The sequence below is a fragment of the Mesorhizobium sp. WSM4841 genome, assembly GCF_055811515.1.
Genome location: NZ_JBVVQC010000030.1, coordinates 41,740 through 63,903, shown reverse-complemented (window position 1 = coordinate 63,903; position 22,164 = coordinate 41,740). Strand labels below are relative to the sequence as shown.

Genomic DNA, 22,164 nt, shown 5'->3' with positions numbered 1-22,164 from the left:
TACTGGTCTTTTGCCGATGCTGCAACCGCAGGTCTTTGCTATTGTGACTGTGGGCCGAACGAAGCGGGCGGAGGCGGCGGCCTGGCCCGTCAGAACAAGGAGGGTCGGATGCTGAAAGAATTCCAGGAGTTCATTTCCAGGGGCAATGTCATGGACCTGGCCGTCGGCGTCATCATCGGCGCTGCCTTCGGCAGAATCGTCGATTCCCTGGTCACCGACATCATCATGCCCTTCATCGGCGCACTTGGAGGCGTCGATTTTTCAAACTATTTCATAGGTCTGTCGTCCGCTGTAAACGCAACCAACCTCGCCGACGCGCGCAAGCAAGGCGCGGTGTTTGCCTATGGTAACTTCATCACGGTGCTGCTGAACTTCATCATCCTCGCCTTCGTCATCTTCCTGATGGTCAAGGCGGTGAACAATCTGCGCCGGCGGCTAGAACAAGAAAAGCCCGCCACCCCTGCCGCTCCGCCTGCCGATGTCGCGCTGCTCACCGAAATTCGCGATCTCCTCGCCAGAAAATAGTCCGAAGACAGGTTCCCTGGACCAAAGCCCCGGTCGGTTTCGGCCGGGGTTTTCTATTTTCGCCCGTCGCAAAACACGCTAGCAGTCCAGAAGACGAAAACGGATCTATCCATGACCTTGATCGAGAATTTGCGCGCCGAGGCCCGGGCCGCGCCGGAAAGCGGCATTGTCGCCGTCATGAACCGCGGCCGCGACCGCGACGGCATGATCCCGCTCTGGGCCGGCGAGGGCGACCTGCCGACGCCCGCCTTTATCACCGATGCCGCTGCCCGGGCGCTCGCCGGCGGCGAGACCTTCTATACCTGGCAGAAAGGCATCCCCGAGCTGCGGCAGGCGCTCGCCCGCTATTACGTCAGGCATTTCGGCAAGAGCTTCGCCGATCAAGAATTCATCGTCACCGGTTCGGGCATGCATGCCATCCAACTGGCGATCGATGCCGTCGCCGGGAAGGGGGACGAACTCGTCTATCTGTCGCCGGCCTGGCCGAACTTCGCCGCAGCCGCCGGCGTGGCGGGCGCGGTCCCGGTCGCTGTCACGCTCGACCAGTCCGGCAATGGCTGGTCCTGCGACGTCGGCAAGATCGAGGCGGCGATCACGCCAAGGACAAAGGCGCTGTTCGTCAACTCGCCGTCCAACCCGACCGGCTGGACCGCCGACAGGGAGACGCTGCAGGCGATCCTCGACCTTGCTCGCGAAACAGGCCTGTGGATCATCGCCGACGAGATCTATTCGCTGTTCCACTATGGCGATAGTCGCGCGCCGTCCTTCATCGATATCATGGCCGATGAGGATCGCATCCTGTTCGTCAACAGTTTTTCCAAGAACTGGGCGATGACCGGCTGGCGGGTCGGCTGGATCAAGACCCATCCTTCGCTGCAGCAGGTGTTCGAGAACCTGGTCCAGTATTCGACCTCCGGCGTTGCCCAGTTCATGCAGCGCGGCGCGGTCGTCGCCCTCGATGAAGGTGATGCCTTCATCGTCGAGCAGGTGGAGCGGGCGAGGGCGGCGCGTGACCTGGTCTGCGGCATCCTGGCTGCGACCGGCAGGGCACGCTTCACCGTGCCGCAGGGCGCGTTCTATCTGTTCTTCGCGGTCGACGGCATCACCGATTCACGCGCCGCCGCCTTCGACATCGTCGACCGCGCCAATGTCGGCCTGGCGCCCGGGACCGCATTCGGTCCCGGCGGCGAAGCCTTCCTCAGGCTGTGCTTCCACCGCCGCCTCGACCAGCTCGAGGAAGCCGCACACCGGCTGGCGAAGTGGATGAAGAGTGTGTGAGAGTCAGGTCCGCCCGAGTGTGCGCAATCGAAGCGACGTCGCGTAGGCCCTAGGAACCATGCCGTGACCTTCGAATGCCGCGGCGTCGAAGAACAACACGGCACCGGGAGCGGAGACCGCCATCATGCCCTCGGCTGAAGATCAACCGCCGGACTTCGGTACCAGCAGCGGAATGACGCGGTCGCTTTCCCTCACGGCCGGCCGGCCCGCAGAACCGTAGGAGATACCCAAGGCATCCCAGGTCTCGACCAGCGCATCCTGAAGTTCCGCGATCAGGTGATCCGAATGGAACGGCGTCGGCGTGATCCGCAGCCGCTCGGTGCCGCGCGGCACGGTCGGGTAGTTGATCGGCTGGATATAGATGCCGTGGACGCCGAGCAGGCGGTCGCTGGCCATCTTGCAGAGCTCCGGGTCGCCGACGAGCAACGGGACGATGTGGGTAGCGGAGTCCATCACCGGCAGGCCGGCGGCGGTAAGAACCTGCTTGGTCCGCGTCGCCTGGCGCTGCTGCGCGTCGCGTTCGGCCTGCGAGCGCTTCAGATGGCGGATCGACGTGGTCGCCGCGGCGGCGATGGCCGGCGGCAGCGCCGTGGTGAAAATGAAGCCCGGCGCATAGGAGCGCACGGCATCGATCACGGCACTTGTGCCGGTGATATAGCCGCCGAGCGTGCCGAACGCCTTGGCCAGCGTGCCCTCGATGATGTCGATACGGTCGGCCAGCCCTTCGCGCTCGGTGATGCCGCCGCCGCGCGGTCCGTACATGCCGACCGCGTGGACCTCGTCGATATAGGTCATGGCGTTGTAGCGCTCGGCAAGGTCGACGATCTGCTTGATCGGCGCGATGTCGCCATCCATCGAATAGACGCTCTCGAAGACGATCAGCTTGGCGCGTTCGCGGCCCGCCGCCTGCAGCAGGCTTTCGAGATGCGCAACATCGTTGTGGCGGAAGATCTTCTTCTCGGCGCCCGAACGCCGCACGCCTTCGATCATCGAGGCGTGGTTCAACTCGTCCGAAACGATCAGGCAGTTGGGCAGGAGCCGCGCAATCGTCGAGATCGAGGCTTCGTTGGAGACGAAGCCGGAGGTGAAGACCAGTGCGGCTTCCTTGTCGTGCAGGTCGGCCAGTTCCAGTTCGAGTTCGACCAGTGGATTGCTGGTGCCGGAAATGTTGCGGGTGCCACCGGCGCCGGATCCCATCTTGCCGGCGGCGTTCTGCATCGCGGCGATGACGTCTGGATGCTGGCCCATGCCGAGATAGTCGTTGGAGCACCAGACGGTGATTTCCTGGGCGCGGCCGTTGGCGCGCCAGATGGCGCGCGGAAATTTTCCCACGATGCGCTCGAGGTCGGCGAAGATGCGATAGCGACGCTCCGCATGGAGCTGGTCGATCGCGTCTTCGAAGAACCGCTGATAGTTCATTTCGGCTTCCCAATTTTTGCGTGGGATCATAATCATTGCCCTATTCGACGTCTACTTGGCCTTTTTGGTCAAAATGCCACGCCCCAAGCCTGTTCCTAACGACCATGGATCATGGCCTATTCCCTTGATGTGGATCAATTTTGTTTCAGGACGATGCCACGCGGCCGATGAGACTGGTTACCGCAGACACTAATGGTACTAATGGCCTAGTGGCAGGCTTTCCAGTAAGGGGGTGTTGAGACAGTTTCCGATAAATCTTGAGCAGCGAGGACACGGATGACGGTTTTGGTGACAGGCGGCGCCGGCTATATCGGCAGCCACATGGTCTGGGAACTGCTGGACGCGGGCGACAGCGTCGTCGTCCTCGACCGGCTCTCGACCGGGTTCGAGTGGGCCGTGGCGCCAGAGGCAAAGCTCGTCGTCGGCGATGTCGCCGACAAGGAGCTGGTCGGCTCGATCATCCGCGACAACAAGGTCGACGCGATCATCCATTTTGCCGGCTCCATCGTGGTTCCTGAATCGGTCGCCGACCCGCTCGGTTATTACGAGAACAACACCTGCAAGACGCGCACGCTGATCGAGACCGCGGTGCGCGAGGGCGTGCCCAATTTCATCTTCTCCTCGACCGCCGCCGTCTATGGCGGCGCCGGGCTGGAGCCGGTGCGCGAGGATGCCCGCCTTGCACCGGAATCCCCCTACGGCCTGTCCAAGCTGATGAGCGAATGGATGCTGCGCGACGCCGCAATTGCCTATGGTTTGCGCTATACGGCGCTGCGCTACTTCAACGTCGCCGGCGCCGATCCGAGGGGCCGCGCCGGCCAGTCGACGCCGGGCGCCACGCATTTGATCAAGGTTGCCGCCGAGACGGCGCTCGGCAAGCGACAGTTCATGCAGGTGTTCGGCACCGACTATCCGACACCGGACGGCACCTGCATGCGCGACTACATCCATGTCAGCGATCTGGCGGCGGCGCATCGGCTGGCGCTGGAACGGCTGCGCGCCGGCGGGACAAGCCTCGTCGCCAATTGCGGCTACAGCCACGGCTATTCGGTGCTCGAGGTGATCGACAGCGTGCGCCGCGTCTTCGGTCATGATTTTGAGGTGCGGATGGGCGAGCGCCGTCCAGGCGACGCCGCGGCGGTGGTTGCCAATTCCGAGCTGGCGCGCCGCGAACTCGGCTGGACCCCGCAGCACGACGACCTCGACCGGATTGTCGCCGACGCGCTGGCGTGGGAGCGCATCCTGACCGGCAAGAATTCGGCGCGGAGCTGAAGCCCCCGCTTTTCCCTCCGTGGGCTCGTAGATCGAGCGTAGAAGCGCTATTGAAGGAGCTGCGCGGCTGAAACGTGGAGGCGTTTCGGCCGTATTTGATCCTTTGGGGGCAGCATGAGAATATTGGTCCTTGGCGCTGGCGTTGTCGGCACGGCCGCCGCCTATTATCTGGCGAGCGACGGCCACGAGGTGACCGTGATCGAGCGCCATCCGATGGCGGCGCGCGGCACCAGCCAATCGAATGCGGGTCTGGTGTCGCCCGGCGACGCCACCGCCTGGGCCTCGCCCGCTGCGCTGAAGACGTTCCTGCGCGCGCTTTACAACCACGATCTCGGCATCAAGGTGCGGCTGCGCTTCGATCCCTATTTCTTCGCCTGGAGCCTGCGCTTCCTGCGCCAGTGCACGCAAGCGCGTTTGCGCGCCAACACCGACATCAAGCTGCGCCTGGCGCTCTATTCGCGCGACTGCATCAACGCCATTTCGGCCGACACCGGCATTCACTATGACGAGCGCAAGAAGGGCATTCTCTATTTCTTCCGCTCGCAGCAGAGTCTTGATGCCGGCACCGACAATTACCGCTATCTCGCCGAGCACGGTCTGCCGATCGAGATCGTCGGCCGCGACCGGCTGGTCGAGCTCGAGCCCGGCCTTGCCGGGGCCAGGGACAGAATAGCCGGCGGCGTCTATTCGCCGATCGACCAGACCGGCGACTCCAGTCAATTCACCCAAAACCTCGCTGCCTATGCCGCCGAGAAACTCGGCGTCCAATTCCTCTACGCCACGACGGTCGAAGGCCTCGACATCGAAGGCGATCGGGTGCGCGCGGTGATGACCTCGGCCGGTCCGATAACAGGCGATGCCGTGGTCATCTCGATGGGGCCGGAGAGCGGCCTGCTCGGTCGCCGCTACGGCATCGACCTGCCTGTCTATCCGGTGAAGGGCTACACGGCGACCGTGCCGCTGCAGGACGAGAGCAAGGGGCCGACCATGGGCGGCGCCGACGAGGATCAGCTCATCGCCTATTCCAGGCTTGGCAACCGGCTGCGGCTCGCCTCCACGGCCGAGTTCACCGGTTTCGACCGCAGCCACAAGCCGAGCGATTTCGCCGCCATGTTCAGGACCGGCAAGGAGCTTTTCCCCGGCGCCTTCGACGAGAACAAGGCCGAGCTCTGGGCCGGCTTGCGGCCGATGATGCCGAACTCGGTGCCAGTCATCGGCCAGGCGCGGTACAGCAATCTCTACCTCGACACCGGCCACGGCCATGTCGGCTGGACAATGGCCTGCGGTTCCGGAAAATTCCTTGCCGATCGGGTCGCCGGCCGCAGGCCGGAGATCGACCCGCAAGGGCTGGTCTACGTCAATTGAGGGGGAATTAACCGTCGTGTCGGCACCGGGTCCATTCGCCCAGCACCCACTCGGCAAGCCAGCCGCATTCAAGCTCGCCAATCTGCGTCAGATTATCTTGCCTGACGGTGAGATGCCTGAAGCCGACAATTTCGAAATCTCCGCAGTCTGCGGGATGGTCGTAATCGTCACAGGTTAGTTGCCACTCCCCACCGAGATGACGAATGACCAATGTGACTGGCCTCTCTGAGCGAAAGACGTGCCCACATACAAGAGCCCTTGTTTCCGGCATGAACACGACCCAATGCGGATTGATATTAATTCTCGCCAGCTACGATACCGAGAAGATAAATGCGCCTAGTACCGTGCACAATTTCTGAGTAAAAAATGTCCGGACCGCAAGTCGCCATCGACCTTGGCCGTATCGAGCGCAATGCGCGCACGATCGTCGACCGCTGCGCCCTGTCCGGCATCAAGGTATTCGGCGTCACCAAGGGAACTTGCGGCATGCCGCAGGTGGCGCGCGCCATGCTGCGCGGCGGCGTCGCCGGCATCGCTGAATCGCGCTTCGAAAATATCCGCCGGCTGCGCGACAGCGGCATCAATGCGCCGATCATGCTGCTGCGCAGCCCGCCGATGGCGCGTGTCGAGGAGGTGGTGCGCACCGTCGACATCAGCCTGCAATCCGAGCTCGCCACCATCCGCGAGCTATCACGCATCGCCGAGCGCATGGGCCGCGTCCACGACATCATGCTGATGATCGATCTTGGCGACCTCAGGGAAGGCATCTGGCCGAACGACCTCATCCCGACGATCGAGCAGATATTGGCACTCAGGGGCGTGCGCATCGCCGGCATCGGCACCAATCTCGGCTGCTTCGGCGCCATCATGCCGACGGAGGAAAATCTCGGGCAACTCGTCGCCCATGCCTACAAGACCGAGCGTCTGTCCGGCGCAAGGCTCGACTGTATATCGGGCGGCGCGTCATCGTCGCTGACGCTGCTGCTCGAAGGCAGGCTGCCCGCGGGCATCAACAATCTGCGGGTCGGCGAGGCAATCCTGCAGGGTGGCGTCGAAACCTTCCGCGAGACGCCGTGGGCCGAACTGGAGCCCGATGCCTGCCGGCTGACCAGCGACATCATCGAGGTCAAGCTGAAGCCGTCGCGGCCGATCGGCCAATCCGGCTACGACGCTTTCGGCAACCAGCCGGTATTTGCCGACGATGGCGACAGGTTGCGCGCCATCGCCAATATCGGCCGCGAGGACGTGTTGATCGAAGGTTTGACGCCAATCGCCAAGGGCGTGCGGGTGCTCGGCGCCTCCAGCGATCATCTGCTGCTCGACGTGACCGACGCCGAGCCGCCACCCGCCGTCGGCGACCGTGTCGCCTTCCGCATGAGCTATGGCGCCATGCTGCTGGCGATGACCTCGGAATATGTCGAAAAGGCCCCGATGCACGACGTCGAGGATTTCTCCGGCCGCAGGATGGTGTCGATATCAGCCGAACCGGCGGCCGCCGGTATTCTGGCCAGGGAAGCGACCGGCGCCCGGCTGGAGGCGATGAATTTCGACGTCATCGAGTTGGCCGATATCGAGCGGCCGCCATCCGGCCTGGTCCGGCTCACCGCCGGCAGTGACCGGCGCATCGCCTACAAGGCGCTGACGACGACGGCGCGGGCGACACACTCCTTCGGTTTGATCTGGATCGATTCCATCGCAGCACTTATGCCCGAGGACGAGGACGGTATCGACCTGCCGGAGCGTTCGGTGCTGGCGCGGGCGCTCGGCCTCGATCACAAGTCCGGCGCGCTGCAGCCGCAGCTGTCGCCGGAAAACGTCGTCATCGTCGGGCTGCGCCATGCCGATCCGGCCGAGGCCCGGGTGCTGAAAGATTCGCGCGTCTCCGCCTTCACCATGACCGACATCGACGCCATGGGCATGCGCGACGTGATGCACGAGGCGATCCGCATCGCCACCTCCGGCACGCAGGGCTTTCATGTCAGCTATTCGCCTGAGGTGACTGAATTCGCCGGCTGGGCGGCGGGCTCCGGCGGCATCACCGTGCGCGAAACGCATCAGGCGATGGAGGCGATCGCGCTGTCCGGCGGGCTGTTGTCGATGGACGTTTCCGGCCTGACATCAGGTTTGGAACCGCGGATTGCGTTAGACACCGTCAACTTCGTCATGTCGGCTTTCGGCAAGCGGATTTTGTGATCAGCCTCGCGCCTCGACCGCCGCACGCCACGAGCGCGCATAGTTTGCCCAGGCTGGGTCGGCTGGCGGTTCGACCCTTTCGCCTTTGCCTTGGATTTTTCCTTGGTCCGACGCCAGCAAGGCAGCGCCGATGCTGGTGCCGGTGGCCGCATCGGACGCAATGACGGCACGCGCCGTTGCTGCAGCCAGCATGCGCGTGAAAAGCCGGTTGCGGGCGAAAGGGCCCTCGACGATGGCCGGGCCTTCGGCACCGATCAGATCGAGGCAGGCAGCGGTCATCAGCGCCAGATAAAAAGAGATAGCGGCGAAGCGCTGGCCATTGTTGATGCCGTCGGCGTTGAGCCATGCGGCGGTGTGATGAGGAAACGGCCCCGAACCCTGTTGGATCGAAGGCAGCAAGGACGTCTCCCGCGCGAGCACTGTGGCGACATCCTCTTCGGTCCAGCCTTTCGATTGGCCTTCCATCAGCAGCGAAAACTCGCGGCCGCCCATGAAACGCGCCGAGGGCACGGGATCACCGAGCGCGTTGACGTTGACCAATGTGTCGCGGGCCGGGTCGAGCGCGATCTTGTTGCCGCCGACCGCCATCGACACCACCCAGGTGCCGGTCGAAGCGACGGAGAAAGGCGGTCTGTCGGATAGGAGATGTGGCAGCAGCGATGCATTGGAATCGTGCAGGCCGCAAAACACCGGCGTCTGCGGATCGAGCCCCGTTTGCCGCGCAAGCGCGGGCAGGATCGGGCCGAGGCGATCCTTCGCCGGCCGCACCGGCGCCATCAGGCGCCGCCATTGCATCTTGTCGACCAACGTCGAAAAATCCGCTTTCCACGGGTTCCACAGATCCGTGTGGCAGCCGAGCGAGGTCACTTCATTGGCGGCGACGCCGGTCAGGCGCAAGGCCCAGTATTGCGGGTACGTCAGGATCGCGGCGGCCCTGGCGAACTCAGCCGGAAAGTTCCTCTGCTGCCAGAAGAACTGCGCGCCGAGATTGAGACCGACCGGCAGGCGCGGCGTGCCCGTCTCGGCGAAGGGCGGACGGATCGCGTCATAGTCCTTGGCGAGGGCGTCGGGCCCGGCGAATTCATAGTCGAGCACCGGCAGCGCCAGCTCACCGGCAGCGTCCACCAGCACGCCCGTCGCGCCATGGGTGGTGATCGATATCGCATCGATGCGCTGTTCGCGATTGATCCCGGCGAGGCTGTCGAGGATGAACGACCACAGCAGCTCGACATCGTGGTGCGGGTAGGGACCGTCGGCAACGGGCGCGTTCGCCGTGCGGCGCAGCGCAACTTCGCGCAGATCGGCAAGATCGACCAGCGCCAGCTTAGCGTTGGTCTTGCCGATATCGATGACGGCGACGTGGCGGGTCATTCCATATGGAACATTGTTTCCAGCGGCACCGCCACCGGCTCGTTATCAGGCTTGGTCTCCATGATGTCGGCCATCTCGGCCCACCAGCGCTGCATCACGGGATGCTTCGGCAGTTCGTCCATGCCGTGGTCGTCGCGCCGCCACAGCACGCCGAACAGTATGTTGGTCTCATCGTCGAGATGGATCGAATAGTCGGAAACGCCGGCCTCTTTGAGCAGCGCCACCAGCGACGGCCAGATGTCGTCATGGCGCCTTTTGTATTCGGCCTTCATGCCGGGATTGAGCTTCATCTTGAACGCGAATTTCTCGGCCATCAGGTAAAACGCTCCCGCCGCACCCGCCGCCAGACGATGGGCAGCGCGATGACGATGATCAGCAGCAGGCCGATGAAGATCGACATGACGATCCCTGGCACATTGAGCAAGCCGAGGCCGAAGGTCACCAGCCCCATAATGAAGGCGGCGAGCACCACGCCCACAATGCTGCCGGCGCCGCCCAGGATGCTGACGCCGCCCAGCACCACCATGGTGATGACTTCCAATTCATAGCCTTGCGCGATCGACGGCCGGGTCGAGCCGAGCCGCGAGGTGATCAGCACCGAGGCGATGCCCGCCATCAGCCCGGTCAGGCAGAACAGGATGAAGTTGATGCGGCCGACGCGCACGCCGGAAAACTGCGCCGCGACCGGGTTGTTGCCGATGGCGAAGACGCGGCGGCCGAAGCTCGTCCTGTGCAGAAGGAGCCAGTAGATGACGGCCGCGACAAGGAACAGCGTCAGTTCGAACGACACCACCCACCAGACATAGCCCTGGCCGAAGAACGCGAAGCTCGAGGGATAGCCCTTGTAGGCCTGGTCGCCGAGGACGATGAAGGCGATGCCGCGAAACAGGCTCATCGTGCCGATGGTGACGACGATCGACGGCAATCCCAGCCTTGTGACGAGCAGCCCGTTGAAGGCGCCGCAGCCGAGCCCGACAACGATGCCGATCGCCACCAGCACCGGCGTGCCGGCGCCAGCCTGCACCGCCATGCCCATCATCGTCGAGGCAAGCGCAATGATGGCGGCGACCGACAGGTCGATCTCGCCGGAAATGATCAGCAGCGCCATGGCGAGCGCGATCAGCGCCTTTTCAGTGAAGTTGAAGGTCAGGTCCGACAGCGACCACGCGTCGAGGAAATAGGGCGAGGCGAAGCTGTTGACGGCAAAGATGGCGACCGCCACAGCGACCAGCAGCGCCTCCCATGAGAAGATCGCCGAGTTGAGCGGCTTGTCGAGCCGGTCGGGAATGTGGCGTGGAGCAGGAGTGTCGGTCATGCCGCTTCCGCCTTTTTGAGGATGATGCGACCTTGCCGGCGTTCGCCGCGCGCGTTGAGCACCACGGCCAGGATGATGGCGCTGCCCGAAATCGCCATCTGCCAGAAGGGTGAGATGTTGATGACCGGCAGCGCATTGGAGATGATGCCGAGGAACAGCGCACCGAGCACCGCGCCGCCGACCGAGCCGATGCCGCCGGCGATCGAGATGCCGCCGATGACGCAGGCGGCGATGATGTTGAGCTCGTAGCCGTTGGCGACCTCGACCGAGGCGATGACGTAGCGCGAGATCCAGAGATAGCCGCAAAGCCCGGCGGCCATCCCCGAGATGCAGAAGACGATGAACTTGGTGCGGCCGACATCGATTCCGGCATAGACCGACGCGGTCGGATTGACGCCGATGGCGTAGATCGAGCGGCCGAGTGCGGTGCGCGTCATCAAGAGGAAGAACAAGGCGATGACCAGTATGGCAATCCACGACAGGACCGGAATGCCGAGGAAGGCCGCGCGCTGCAGGCCGATGAAATCAGGGCTCATCTGGTCGGCATTGACCCAGGCGCCGCCCGATATGACGAAGGTGGCGCCGCGATAGATGGTGAGCGTGCCGAGCGTCACCACGATCGACGGGATGTTCAGCCGCCACACCAGCAAGCCGTTGATCGCGCCGAGCACCAGTCCGACCAGAAGTGCGATGACGATCAGCAGCGGGATCGGGATTGCCGGATGCGCGGCGTTCAGCATCGCTACCACCATGCCGGTGAAGCACAGGTTGGACGCCATCGACAGGTCGATCGAGCGGGTCAGGATCACCACCATCTGCCCCAGCGCCAGGATCATCAGGATCGAGGTGTCGTTGAACACCTGGCGCAGATTGGCCGGATTGGCAAAACCCGGAAAGCGCATCGAGATCAGCCCGATCAGCACAACGATTGCCGCGAGCAGCCAGACTTCGCGATATCTAGGAAAAGCCTTCATGCTGCGATCCCCGCTGCCGTCTTGACCAGCGTTTCCGCGTCGAGCCCCTTATTGTCGTAGACCGAAGCGATGCGGCCCTCGCGCATGACGACGACGCGGTCGGACATGCCGAGGATTTCGGGCAGTTCGGACGAGACCATGATCACCGACAGGCCCTGCGCAACGAGCTCAGCCATAAAGCCGTGCACGGCGGCCTTGGAGCCGATGTCGATGCCTTTGGTTGGCTCGTCGAGGATGATCACCTTGGGCGCGGTCGCCAGCCATTTGGCGATGACGATCTTCTGCTGGTTGCCGCCCGACAGCGTGCCGACATCCTGGCTGAGCGACGAGGCGCGCAAATCGAGCCGCTCGGTGTAGGAACGGGCCAGCGCGAACTCCTCCGCCAGCCGCAGCATGCCGGATTTGGATGTGCGCTTGAGTGAGGGCAGCGAGATATTCTGGAAGATCGGCAGGCCGATCACCACGCCCTGCTTGCCGCGTTCTTCCGGCACATAGACGATGCCGGCGTCGATCGAATCCGCCGCCGATTTCGGCACGATCGCCTTGCCTTCCAGCGTGATCGTTCCGCTGCTGGTGCGGGTGATGCCTGATATCGCCTGCATCACTTCGCTGCGCCCGGCGCCGACAAGGCCGTAGAAGCCGAGGATTTCGCCCTTGTGCAACTTGAAGCCGATGTCGTCGAACTCAGTCGGGTGCGACAGGCCGGAGACAGTGAGCACCGGAGCGCCGATCTCGGCCTTGCGCTGCGGAAAGATGTGATCGACGGCGCGGCCGACCATCATGCGCACGATCTGGCTCTGGCCGGCGTCCCTGATCAGGCCTTCGCCAACCATCTCGCCGTCGCGGAACACGGTATAGCGGTCGGCGATGCGGTAGATCTCGTCGAACTTGTGGCTGATGAACAGGATCGCCTTGCCTTCGCTCTTCAGGAACTCGACCAGCAAAAAGAGCTCCTCGATCTCCTTCAGCGAAAGGGCTGCGGTCGGCTCATCCATGATGACGATCTGCGCATCGATCGACATGGCGCGGGCGACGGCGACGAGGTGCTTGTTGGCGATGCCGAGATCCTTCAGCCGCGCATCGGCGTCGATGTGGCCAGCGCCCATGGTGTCCAATACTTCACGGGCTTGTCTGCGCATGGTGCGCCAGTCAATGATGCCGAAGCGCGATCGCGGCGCATGGCCGAGAAAGATGTTCTCGGCCACCGTCAGATCGTCGAACAGCACGGTTTCCTGATGGATGGCCGTGATGCCATGCCCGAAGGCGGCATGGGCGCTGGGCAGTGTGACGGCCTGGCCATCGATGCTGATGGTACCCGCGTCGGGCTGGTAGATACCGGTCATGATCTTGACCAGCGTCGACTTGCCGGCGCCGTTCTCGCCGATCAGCGCGGTCACCTGGCCGGGGTAAAGCGACAGGCTGACATCGTGCAGTGCGCGCACGCCGGGAAAACTCTTCGAAATGCCTGACAGGGTCAGGCGCGGAACCGGAGCCAGAGGCTGCTCGGTCGTCGGGCTGAGTTGGGCTGTCGTGTCCATAGTCGTATCAAGCCCTGAAGCAAGGTTCGTTTGAAGGCGCGGCGGAACCTCTGCCCCGCCGCGCCGGCTTGAAGGCTCCAGGATCAATAGATCTTGGAGAACTCTTCGATATTCGACTTGTCGAACTTGAAGGGCGGAGCCATCGCAGCCGAATTGGTGTCGTCGAGCGTGACTTTTCCAACGCGGCCGATCGACAGCGTCGCACCCGGCTTGGCTTCTTCCTTCTTCACCGCCAGATCATGGGCGAGGTAGACGGCTGAGTAGCCGAGATCGATCGGGTTCCACAGCGCAACCGCTTGGCTGGCGCCGTTGTCGATGAACTTCTTGAACTCCGACGGCAGTGCCAGGCCGGTGACGTTGACCTTGCCGATCAGGCCCTGGTCGGTCACCACCTGCGCGGCGGCAACGACGCCGACCGTGGTCGGTGCGATGATCGCCTTGAGGTTCGGATAGGATTTTAGCAGGCCCTTGGCCTCGTCCGTGCTCTTGGCCGAGTCGTCATCGCCATAGACGGTGGCGACGAGATTGATCTTGGGGAATTTCTCCGGCAGCACCTTCTTGGCCGCGTCGATCCAGGCATTCTGGTTGGTCGCGGTCGACGAAGCCGACAGGATGGCGACATCGCCGCCTTCCGGCAAATAGTCGGCGGCAAGCTTGATGATGGTCTCGCCGATCAGGTTGGTGTCCGAGGGGTTGAGGTGGAGCTGGCGGCCTTCCGGAGCGACACCCGAATCCCACGAGATGACAGTGATGCCGCGACCCATCGCCTTCTTCAGCGCCGGAACCAGCGCGTCGGCGTCATTGGCCGAAATGGCGATGGCGTTGACCTTCTGGGCGATCAGCGAATTGATCACTTCGATCTGGGCTTCGGCGGTCGCCTTGGTCGGGCCGGTGTAGATGATGTCGACGTCGCCGAGCTCCTTGGCCGCCTCTTCGGCGCCCTTGTTGGCGGCGTCGAAGAAGCCGTTGCCGAGCGACTTCACCACCAGCGCGATCTTGACGTTCTCGGCATAGGCCGCATTTACGAACATAGCGGCGGAGAACGCCGCCGTGACCATCAATTTCTTCAGAAAGCTCATCGAATATCCTCCCTTGAGCGTTGCATTCCATCGCCGCTGCGGGCCTCAGGCCTGCAGCGAAGATTCTTCCTTATTGCCTAGCGTTGTGCGGGCGACGATCAGCGTCACACCGGCGGTCTCCAACATCTTGGCCTCGCGGTCCTCGATGCCGTCGTCGGTGATGACGGTCGCGATGCGCGACAGGCCGCACAGGATCAGGCTCGAGCGTTTGCGGAACTTCGACGAGTCGACCAGCACCACCAGTTCGTCGGCCTGATCGATCAGTTTCTGCTCGGCCTGGATCAGCAGCGGATCGCCTTCCATCAGGCCCAACGGCCCGAGCCCTTGCGCGCCCATGAACATGCGGCGCGCATAGAAATTGCGCGTCACGTCATTTTCGAAGGGGGACAGGATGATGTTCTGCTCGCGGTAGATGGTGCCGCCCGACAGCATCACCGTGTTCTTGGAGTGCTTGAGCAGGTGCTCGGCGATCGGAAAGGAATTGGTGAAGATCGGCATCCGGCGGCCGGTCAGGAAATGCACCATCTGGAAGGTGGTGGTGCCGCCATTGATGATGATCGGCTCGCCGTCCTTGCACAGTTCCACGGCGTCCCGCGCGATCGCCCGCTTCTGCGCAGCGTTGATCGTCTCGTTGACGGAGAAAGGCCGGCCGGCAAGGCCGATGAACTGCGGTGGGGTGATCGCCTCGGCGCCGCCACGCACGCGGCGCAGGCGCTTTTGCACATGCAATGCGGCGATGTCGCGCCGGATCGTCGCCTCGGACGAGTCTGTCAGGTCGACCATCTCCTGCACCGTCACCACAGGCTTTTCCTGGACGGCGGACAAAATGATCCTGTGGCGCTCTTTTTCGTGCATGGTTCCTCCCTGCCAGCACATCTAGGCACTCAAAACGCGCAGTGTCAATCATTTCCGATCAGATAAATCCATTGTGCAGTGCAATATGATCGATGTTGATCGTTTGTGATTGACAACGCCGCCGCTTGCGTAGAAATTCGGACCAAAGGAACCGCGCCTTTTTGCGCGTCTCACGTCACGGGAGGATTACCTATGCTCGACAAGCGCTCCGGCACGCGCCTCGCCAATCTTTGGAATGAGGCGAAAGCCCTGGGGATGAGCGAGCCGGAACGTCTCGTCTATCGCTCGAATGTTCTTGGCTCCGACAAGCGCGTCACCAACTATGGCGGCGGCAACACCTCTTCCAAGATCTGGCAAAAGGATCCGCTCACCGGCGAGAGCGTGGAAGTGCTGTGGGTCAAGGGCTCGGGCGGCGACAGCGCCTCGATCAAGCTCGACGGTTTCGCCACGCTCTACATGGACAAGCTTAGGGCGCTGAAGGGTCTCTACCGCGGCCTCGAGCATGAGGACGAGATGGTCGGCTATTTGCCCCATTGCACCTTTAATCTTAATCCACGCGCGGCCTCGATCGACACGCCGCTGCACGCCTTCGTGCCGAAGCCCCATGTCGACCACATGCATCCCGACGCGATCATCGCGATTGCCGCCGCCAAGGATTCGAAGGCGCTGACCAAGGAGATCTTCGGCGACGCGATCGGCTGGTTGCCGTGGAAGCGTCCGGGCTTCGAACTCGGCCTGTGGTTGGAAAAATTCTGCCTCGAGAACCCTGAAGCCAAAGGCGTTGTGCTGGCAGGCCATGGCCTGTTCACCTGGGGCGACACCCCAAAGGAATGCTACGAGACGACGATCTCGGTGATCAACCAGGCGATCGAATGGTTCGAGCGCAAGTCTGAAGGCAAGCCGATCTTCGGTGGGGAAGTCGTCAAATCGCTCGACGCGCCGGCGCGTCGCGCCGTGGCGGCAAAGCTGATGCCGAGGATCCGCGGCCTGATTTCAGAAAAAAGCCACAAGCTTGGCCATTTCGACGATTCGCCCGCCGTGCTCGAATTCGTCAATTCGAAGGATTTGCGCCCGCTCGCGGCGCTCGGCACATCCTGCCCGGACCATTTCCTGCGCACCAAGATCCGGCCGCTGGTCATCGAGTTCGATCCTAAGGACCCCGATGTCGATGCTGTCATTGCCCGCCTCGCCGATGACGTGGCGGAGTATCGCGTTGGCTATCAGGCTTATTATGACAGGTGCAAGCATGCTGATTCGCCACCGGCGCGTGATCCGAACGCCGTGGTCTATCTGATGCCCGGCGTCGGCATGTTCACCTTCGCCGGCGACAAGGCGACGGCGCGCATCTCAAGCGAGTTCTACGTCAACGCCATCAATGTCATGCGCGGCGCCTCGACGGTGTCGACCTATGTTGGACTGCCCGAGCAGGAAGCGTTCGACATCGAGTACTGGCTGCTCGAAGAGGCAAAGCTGCAGCGCCTGCCCAAGCCGAAGGCGCTTGCCGGCCAGATCGCGTTGGTCACCGGCGGCGCCGGCGGCATCGGCCGGGCGACGGCCAACCGGCTGCTGCGCGAAGGCGCCTGCGTCGTGCTGGCCGATATCGACGAGACAGCCCTTGCCAGCACCAATGACGAGTTGGCGAAAGCCTATGGCAAGGATTTCGTGCGACCGGTGGTGATCAACGTCACGTTAGAGGACCAGGTGATCTCCGGTTTCGCCGAGACCGCGGTCGAGTTCGGCGGCATCGACATCCTGGTGTCGAATGCCGGCCTGGCAACCTCGGCGCCGATCGAGGAGACGACGCTGGCGCTGTGGAACAAGAACATGGACATCTTGTCGACCGGCTATTTCCTGGTTTCGCGGGAAGCATTCAGGCTGTTCCGTGCGCAAAAAATCGGCGGCAACGTCGTCTTCGTCGCCTCCAAGAACGGTCTTGCCGCATCGCCCAACGCCGCGGCCTATTGCACTGCCAAGGCCGCCGAAATCCATCTGGCGCGCTGCCTGGCGCTGGAGGGCGCCGACGCCCAGATCAGGGTCAATGTCGTCAATCCCGACGCCGTGCTGCGCGGCTCGAAGATCTGGACCGGCGAGTGGAAGGAACAGCGCGCCGCCGCCTACAAGATGTCGACTGACGACCTCGAGGAGCATTATCGCTCGCGCTCGATGCTGAAGCGTTCGGTATTCCCCGAAGACATTGCCGAGGCGATCTATTTCTTCGCCTCCGACATGTCGGCCAAGTCGACCGGCAACATCGTCAACGTCGACGCGGGCAACGCGCAGAGCTTTACGCGATAATAGTTTGAAGGCGGCGCTGCCCCTCACCCTTACCCTCTCCCGTGACGAACGGGGAGAGGGGGTCGCCAGCGCCGGCGCACTTCCCTTCTCCCCGTCTCTATACGGGGAGAAGGTGCCGGCAGGCGGATGAGGGGCAGCGCCAACCGAACGCATTTGGGAGGAAACGCAGTGTCCGAAACCATCATCTCAGCCGACATCGTCGACAAGGACAACGCCGCGCGCGCGGCCGACCTCAAGCGCGATTACGACTCGCTCGGCGAGCGCCTCGACCGCCGCGGCATCGCCATCGACGCTATCAGCGACAAGGTCGAAAAATTCGCCGTGGCGATCCCGTCCTGGGGCGTCGGCACCGGCGGCACCCGCTTTGCCCGCTTTCCCGGCGCCGGCGAGCCGCGCGACATCTTCGACAAGATCGAAGACTGCGCCGTGATCCGGCAGTTGACGCAGGCGACGCCGACAGTCTCGCTGCACATTCCGTGGGACAAGGCCGACCCGAACCGGCTGAAGCAGGCGGCCTCCCGCTTCGGCCTCGGCTTCGACGCCATGAATTCGAACACGTTCTCCGACGCCAGGGACCAAAAACTTTCCTACAAATTCGGCTCGCTGTCGCATGCCGATGCCGCAACGCGCCGGCAGGCGGTCGAGCACAATCTCGAATGCATCGAGATCGGCAAGACGCTGGGCTCGAAGGCGCTGACGGTGTGGATCGGCGACGGCTCGAATTTTCCCGGTCAGGTCAATTTCGCCAAGGGGTTCGAGCGTTATCTCGACGCGATGAAGGAGATCTACGCCGGACTGCCGGACGACTGGAAGCTGTTCACCGAGCACAAGATGTACGAGCCGGCCTTCTATTCGACGGTCGTGCAGGATTGGGGCACCAACTACATCATCGCCAAAGAGCTCGGCGACAAGGCGTTCTGCCTGGTCGACCTCGGCCATCACGCGCCCAACGTCAACATCGAGATGATCGTGTCGCGGCTGATCCAGTTCAAGAAGCTCGGCGGCTTCCATTTCAACGATTCGAAATATGGCGACGACGATCTCGACGCCGGCTCGATCGATCCCTACCGGCTGTTCCTCGTCTTCAACGAACTGGTCGATGCCGAGCTTTCCGGTGCCGAAGGTTTTGATCCGGCTCACATGCTCGACCAGAGCCACAACGTCACCGATCCGATCGAAAGCCTGATGTTGTCGGCGGTCGAGGTGCAGCGCGCCTATGCGCAGGCGCTGCTGGTCGATCGCAAGGCACTGGAAGCCTATCAGGACGCCAATGACGCGCTGATGGCGACGCAGACGCTGAAAGCCGCCTATCGCACCGACATCGAGCCGATCCTCGCCATGGCGCGGCTGAACACGGGCGGCGCCATCGATCCGGTTGCCGCCTACCGCGCCGCCGGCTATCGGGCCAAGGTCGCGGCGGAACGGCCGGCGGTTGCGGTTGGCAGCGGCGGGATTGTTTGATACCGGCCTGAAACGAAAAAACCCGCCTGAGGCGGGTCGCGGCGCAAATCAACATTGTAGTCAGTTTTGTAGTATAGTTGTCGGCACAAAGCAAGAACAAAACGGCTGAAGGTTGAGGCATGGGGCTTGCCGTCAACGCGGCGACGCTGAGAGGTAACGGCATTGGATCCTAGGATCCATGCCGTTACATCAGCCGAAGATCGCAACGGTGGTTACGAGGCGGCCGGTGACGGGTGCACCAATCCTTTTCCGTCCTATTGCCATGGACTCAACCCCTCCAAGCGGCTTTCCTAGGCGCACCCCCAGCCTCGGAGAACGGTCATGCACCGCCGCACCCTAATCGCAATCAGTCTTTCCCTCACCTTGACCTTTGCGCCGCTGACGGCCATCTTCGCCGCCTCGCCGCAGCCGGCGAAGGGCGAGCACGGCATGGTGGTGACCGCCCAGCATCTTGCGTCGGAAGTCGGCGTCGAGGTGCTGAAGAAGGGCGGCAATGCCGTCGATGCGGCGGTCGCCGTCGGCTATGCACTGGCTGTGGTCTACCCGAACGCCGGCAATATCGGCGGTGGCGGCTTCATGACCATCCGCTTCAAGGACGGCCGCTCGACCTTTCTCGATTTCCGCGAGCGCGCGCCGCTCGCCTCGACGAAAACCATGTATCTCGACAAGGACGGCAAGCCGGAGAAGGGCGCCGCCCTCGACGGTTATCTCGCTGTCGGCGTGCCGGGCTCGGTGGCCGGCTTTGAGACCGCGCGGGAAAAATACGGCACGCTGACGCGGCAGGACTTGATGGCGCCGGCAGTCCGCTATGCCAAGGACGGCTTCGTGTTGGAGCAGGGCGATGTCGCCTCGCTCGAAGGCGGGGCCGCGCGGCTCGCCAAGGACCCAGCGGCGGCCGCCATCTTCCTGAAGCCGGGCGCCAAGCCTTATGCCACCGGCGAGCGCCTCGTCCAGGCCGATCTCGCCGCCTCGCTCTCGGCCATATCGAATGAAGGTCGCGATGCCTTCTACAAAGGACCGATCGCCGATGGCATCGTCAAGGCGAGCGCGGAGAAGGGCGGCATTCTGGCCAAGGCGGATTTCGAGAACTACGCGGTTCGCGAACTCGAGCCGGTGACCTGCAACTACCGCGGCTATGAGATCACCTCCTCGCCGCCGCCGAGCTCGGGCGGCGTCATCATCTGCGAGATTCTCAACGTGCTGGAATTCTACCCGCTGTCCTATCTCGGCGCGGGTTCTGCCCAGACGGTCCAGATCATGGTCGAGGCGATGCGCCACGCCTATGTCGATCGCAATTCGGCGCTCGGCGATCCCGACTTCGTCGACAATCCGGTCGAAAAACTGCTCGACAAGAATTACGCGGATGAAATCCGCGAAAAGATCGATCCGTTCCGGGCCGGCGTGTCGCAGGAATTGATGCCGAAGGGCTTTGGCGAGAGTCAGGAGACGACGCATTATTCGATCGTCGACAATGACGGCAACGCCGTCGCGGTGACCTATACGCTGAACGGTTCGTTCGGCGCCGGCGTCGTCGCCGACGGCACCGGCATCCTGCTCAACAACGAGATGGATGATTTCACCCAGAAACCGGGCGTGCCCAATCTCTACGGCCTGGTCCAGGGCGAGGCGAATGCGATCGCGCCGAGGAAGACGCCGCTGTCGTCGATGAGCCCGACCATCGTCGCCAAAGACGGCAAGCCGTTCATGGTCATCGGCAGCCCCGGCGGCTCGCGCATCATCACCATCACGCTGGAAGCGATCGTCAATGTCGTCGATCACGGCATGAACATCCAAGAGGCGATCGACGCGCCGCGCATCCACCACCAATGGCTGCCCGACACGGTCTATATCGAGCCGTTCGGCCTGTCGCCGGACACCGAAAAACTGCTTGCCAGCATGGGCTACCACCTCGATCTCGCCGACGCGAGCTGGGGTCAGGCGGCCGGCATTCTGGTCGGCGGAAAGAGCCTGGCGGAAATCGAGAAGGGCGGCGGCGGCCGCTACAACGGCGCCATCGACAGCCGCGCCGTTTCCGGCGAGGCCATCGGGTATTAGGTTATTCTCTTGAGTTAAGTGACCAGCGCAATGGTCGACGCGATCCCCCCGCTTCGCGGCGGGCGAGGTACCCAGGCCTTGAGAGGTCGAGGGACAGCACCCTGCCAATTTCCCCCGCGGGGAAATTGACAGCTTCGCGGAAGGTGCAAGCGGTGTCCAGTTCTCCGGCTCTAGCCTTCGAGGCGAGGAAAAATGCCGCCGCAATGACGACCAGGAGGCCCGTTCCCGATAATGAAGGATCCGCCTGTAGACCGTGCCAGCTTCCGTTGTCGGAGAAACGCCGCAAACCACCTGGGTCACTCACATCAGGGGTCACAGATGGCTCTCGTTGCGCCGACGCTCCTCTGGACAGTTGGGAAACGTAGGAGCAAGTTTGTCAGGCCGAAGGGTGATTAGCCAAGGAGCGCGACGATGTTCATGAAGCATGTCATTCGACTCGCACTGTTTGCCACGTTATTGGCCTCGATGGAGGCCAGAGCCGAGACGTTGCCACTGCCGGCAAATCTCATCGGGGCGGCTTCCGATGCCGGTGAAACGCTCCTGATCGAGGCCGATGCCCGGGAAGCCTATTTTCCGCTGGCCATAAATTTCGTCACCCAGAAGAACCAAGCTTTTTGTGGGGTGGCCAGCAGTGTCATGGTTCTGAATGCCATTGGCGTTCCAGCCCCACCAGTGCCCGAGTACGACCCCTACAGCACCTTCACTCAGGACAATCTTCTGGATGCCCGCAGCGAGCAGGTCATTCCGGCTGAGACAATCAAAAAGCAGGGCATGACCTTAGATGAATTGGGTGGCCTTCTTGCCTTGCAGCCCGTGCAGGTTGAAGTGCGACATGCTGCTGACAGCAGCCTGGACACCTTCCGCAAGGAGGCCCGAGGCTATCTCGCGACCAAAAAGCAGTTTGTCATCGTCAATTACTTGCGCAAAGCCATGGGCCAGGAAAAAGGCGGCCACATCTCGCCCTTGGCCGCCTATGATGCCGAGACCGACCGTTTCCTCATCCTCGACGTTGCCCGCTACAAATATCCCCCCGTCTGGGTGACGACAGCCGACCTATTTAACGCGATGAACACGCAGGACTCGGACAATGCCAACCGTACGCGGGGTTATGTTCTGATTGCTGCCAAGCCCTGATGTTGGCTAGCCGGGTTGCAAATCGATTCTATGAG

The 22,164-nt window shown here is 62.9% G+C and carries 17 protein-coding genes; 9 read left to right on the top strand and 8 right to left on the bottom strand.

Annotation, left to right across the window (positions count from 1 at the left end; all coding sequences use genetic code 11):
- The first annotated feature begins 108 nt into the window (after positions 1-108).
- Complete coding sequence (mscL, locus tag AC0L14_RS27200; RefSeq protein ID WP_473636244.1) at positions 109-525, top strand: large conductance mechanosensitive channel protein MscL; 417 nt, start codon at positions 109-111, stop codon at positions 523-525.
- A gap of 111 nt (positions 526-636) precedes the next feature.
- Complete coding sequence (locus AC0L14_RS27195) at positions 637-1,803, top strand: pyridoxal phosphate-dependent aminotransferase (RefSeq protein WP_473751352.1); 1,167 nt, start codon at positions 637-639, stop codon at positions 1,801-1,803.
- 141 nt (positions 1,804-1,944) lie between these two features.
- On the opposite strand, the gene hemA is transcribed toward AC0L14_RS27195, so the two are convergent.
- The gene (gene hemA / locus AC0L14_RS27190; protein ID WP_473526030.1) at positions 1,945-3,222 is read right to left on the bottom strand and encodes a 5-aminolevulinate synthase; all 1,278 of its coding nucleotides are present in this window, start codon (positions 3,220-3,222) and stop codon (positions 1,945-1,947) included.
- 276 nt (positions 3,223-3,498) lie between these two features.
- Between hemA and galE the strand changes: the two genes are divergently transcribed.
- The 3 genes from galE to AC0L14_RS27175 all read left to right on the top strand — a co-directional run bounded on the left by galE (position 3,499) and on the right by AC0L14_RS27175 (position 8,052).
- Positions 3,499-4,494 (top strand): UDP-glucose 4-epimerase GalE, encoded by a 996-nt coding sequence (gene galE, locus AC0L14_RS27185; RefSeq protein ID WP_473751351.1) that lies wholly within the window; start codon positions 3,499-3,501, stop codon positions 4,492-4,494.
- Between the two features lie 114 nt (positions 4,495-4,608).
- Positions 4,609-5,859, top strand: a complete 1,251-nt coding sequence (locus AC0L14_RS27180) for a D-amino acid dehydrogenase (protein ID WP_473751350.1) — start codon at positions 4,609-4,611, stop codon at positions 5,857-5,859.
- A gap of 366 nt (positions 5,860-6,225) precedes the next feature.
- Positions 6,226-8,052, top strand: a complete 1,827-nt coding sequence (locus AC0L14_RS27175) for an alanine racemase (RefSeq protein WP_473751349.1) — start codon at positions 6,226-6,228, stop codon at positions 8,050-8,052.
- Here the strand turns inward: AC0L14_RS27175 and AC0L14_RS27170 are convergent, their stop codons facing one another.
- The 7 genes from AC0L14_RS27170 to AC0L14_RS27140 all read right to left on the bottom strand — a co-directional run bounded on the left by AC0L14_RS27170 (position 8,053) and on the right by AC0L14_RS27140 (position 15,184).
- The gene (locus AC0L14_RS27170) at positions 8,053-9,423 is read right to left on the bottom strand and encodes an FGGY-family carbohydrate kinase (protein WP_473751348.1); all 1,371 of its coding nucleotides are present in this window, start codon (positions 9,421-9,423) and stop codon (positions 8,053-8,055) included.
- Complete coding sequence (gene rhaM, locus AC0L14_RS27165; RefSeq protein WP_473751347.1) at positions 9,420-9,737, bottom strand: L-rhamnose mutarotase; 318 nt, start codon at positions 9,735-9,737, stop codon at positions 9,420-9,422. The genes AC0L14_RS27170 and rhaM overlap by 4 nt, the downstream gene beginning before the upstream one ends.
- Positions 9,737-10,738 (bottom strand): ABC transporter permease, encoded by a 1,002-nt coding sequence (locus AC0L14_RS27160; RefSeq protein ID WP_473751346.1) that lies wholly within the window; start codon positions 10,736-10,738, stop codon positions 9,737-9,739. The genes rhaM and AC0L14_RS27160 overlap by 1 nt, the downstream gene beginning before the upstream one ends.
- Positions 10,735-11,712 (bottom strand): ABC transporter permease, encoded by a 978-nt coding sequence (locus tag AC0L14_RS27155; RefSeq protein WP_473636252.1) that lies wholly within the window; start codon positions 11,710-11,712, stop codon positions 10,735-10,737. The genes AC0L14_RS27160 and AC0L14_RS27155 overlap by 4 nt, the downstream gene beginning before the upstream one ends.
- Positions 11,709-13,250, bottom strand: a complete 1,542-nt coding sequence (locus AC0L14_RS27150; protein ID WP_473751345.1) for a sugar ABC transporter ATP-binding protein — start codon at positions 13,248-13,250, stop codon at positions 11,709-11,711. The genes AC0L14_RS27155 and AC0L14_RS27150 overlap by 4 nt, the downstream gene beginning before the upstream one ends.
- A gap of 83 nt (positions 13,251-13,333) precedes the next feature.
- Positions 13,334-14,329 carry a rhamnose ABC transporter substrate-binding protein gene (gene rhaS / locus AC0L14_RS27145; RefSeq protein ID WP_473751344.1) on the bottom strand — a complete coding sequence of 332 codons (996 nt, stop codon included), beginning with the start codon at positions 14,327-14,329 and terminating at the stop codon, positions 13,334-13,336.
- Positions 14,330-14,374: 45 nt separating this feature from the next.
- A complete protein-coding gene (locus tag AC0L14_RS27140; protein ID WP_473483688.1) occupies positions 14,375-15,184 on the bottom strand; it encodes a DeoR/GlpR family DNA-binding transcription regulator in 810 nt (269 codons plus the stop codon).
- A gap of 192 nt (positions 15,185-15,376) precedes the next feature.
- Here AC0L14_RS27140 and AC0L14_RS27135 point away from each other — a divergent pair, with 192 nt between their 5' ends.
- The 4 genes from AC0L14_RS27135 (at position 15,377) to AC0L14_RS27120 (ending at position 22,129) form a co-directional block, all read left to right on the top strand.
- A complete protein-coding gene (locus tag AC0L14_RS27135) occupies positions 15,377-17,479 on the top strand; it encodes a bifunctional rhamnulose-1-phosphate aldolase/short-chain dehydrogenase (RefSeq protein WP_473483686.1) in 2,103 nt (700 codons plus the stop codon).
- A 168-nt stretch (positions 17,480-17,647) separates the two neighbouring features.
- Complete coding sequence (gene rhaI / locus AC0L14_RS27130; RefSeq protein WP_473751343.1) at positions 17,648-18,940, top strand: L-rhamnose catabolism isomerase; 1,293 nt, start codon at positions 17,648-17,650, stop codon at positions 18,938-18,940.
- A 321-nt stretch (positions 18,941-19,261) separates the two neighbouring features.
- Positions 19,262-20,995, top strand: a complete 1,734-nt coding sequence (ggt, locus tag AC0L14_RS27125) for a gamma-glutamyltransferase (RefSeq protein ID WP_473751342.1) — start codon at positions 19,262-19,264, stop codon at positions 20,993-20,995.
- Between the two features lie 411 nt (positions 20,996-21,406).
- The gene (locus AC0L14_RS27120) at positions 21,407-22,129 is read left to right on the top strand and encodes a phytochelatin synthase family protein (protein WP_244602620.1); all 723 of its coding nucleotides are present in this window, start codon (positions 21,407-21,409) and stop codon (positions 22,127-22,129) included.
- Positions 22,130-22,164 lie beyond the last annotated feature (35 nt).

Excerpts from the sequence above, each read along its gene's own strand:
- mscL (WP_473636244.1), top strand. The coding sequence starts at position 109 with ATGCTGAAAGAATTCCAGGAGTTCATTTCCAGGGGCAATGTCATGGAC.
- AC0L14_RS27195 (WP_473751352.1), top strand. The coding sequence starts at position 637 with ATGACCTTGATCGAGAATTTGCGCGCCGAGGCCCGGGCCGCGCCGGAA.
- hemA (WP_473526030.1), bottom strand. The coding sequence starts at position 3,222 with ATGAACTATCAGCGGTTCTTCGAAGACGCGATCGACCAGCTCCATGCG.
- galE (WP_473751351.1), top strand. The coding sequence starts at position 3,499 with ATGACGGTTTTGGTGACAGGCGGCGCCGGCTATATCGGCAGCCACATG.
- AC0L14_RS27180 (WP_473751350.1), top strand. The coding sequence starts at position 4,609 with ATGAGAATATTGGTCCTTGGCGCTGGCGTTGTCGGCACGGCCGCCGCC.
- AC0L14_RS27175 (WP_473751349.1), top strand. The coding sequence starts at position 6,226 with ATGTCCGGACCGCAAGTCGCCATCGACCTTGGCCGTATCGAGCGCAAT.
- AC0L14_RS27170 (WP_473751348.1), bottom strand. The coding sequence starts at position 9,423 with ATGACCCGCCACGTCGCCGTCATCGATATCGGCAAGACCAACGCTAAG.
- rhaM (WP_473751347.1), bottom strand. The coding sequence starts at position 9,737 with ATGGCCGAGAAATTCGCGTTCAAGATGAAGCTCAATCCCGGCATGAAG.
- AC0L14_RS27160 (WP_473751346.1), bottom strand. The coding sequence starts at position 10,738 with ATGACCGACACTCCTGCTCCACGCCACATTCCCGACCGGCTCGACAAG.
- AC0L14_RS27155 (WP_473636252.1), bottom strand. The coding sequence starts at position 11,712 with ATGAAGGCTTTTCCTAGATATCGCGAAGTCTGGCTGCTCGCGGCAATC.
- AC0L14_RS27150 (WP_473751345.1), bottom strand. The coding sequence starts at position 13,250 with ATGGACACGACAGCCCAACTCAGCCCGACGACCGAGCAGCCTCTGGCT.
- rhaS (WP_473751344.1), bottom strand. The coding sequence starts at position 14,329 with ATGAGCTTTCTGAAGAAATTGATGGTCACGGCGGCGTTCTCCGCCGCT.
- AC0L14_RS27140 (WP_473483688.1), bottom strand. The coding sequence starts at position 15,184 with ATGCACGAAAAAGAGCGCCACAGGATCATTTTGTCCGCCGTCCAGGAA.
- AC0L14_RS27135 (WP_473483686.1), top strand. The coding sequence starts at position 15,377 with ATGCTCGACAAGCGCTCCGGCACGCGCCTCGCCAATCTTTGGAATGAG.
- ggt (WP_473751342.1), top strand. The coding sequence starts at position 19,262 with ATGCACCGCCGCACCCTAATCGCAATCAGTCTTTCCCTCACCTTGACC.
- AC0L14_RS27120 (WP_244602620.1), top strand. The coding sequence starts at position 21,407 with ATGTTCATGAAGCATGTCATTCGACTCGCACTGTTTGCCACGTTATTG.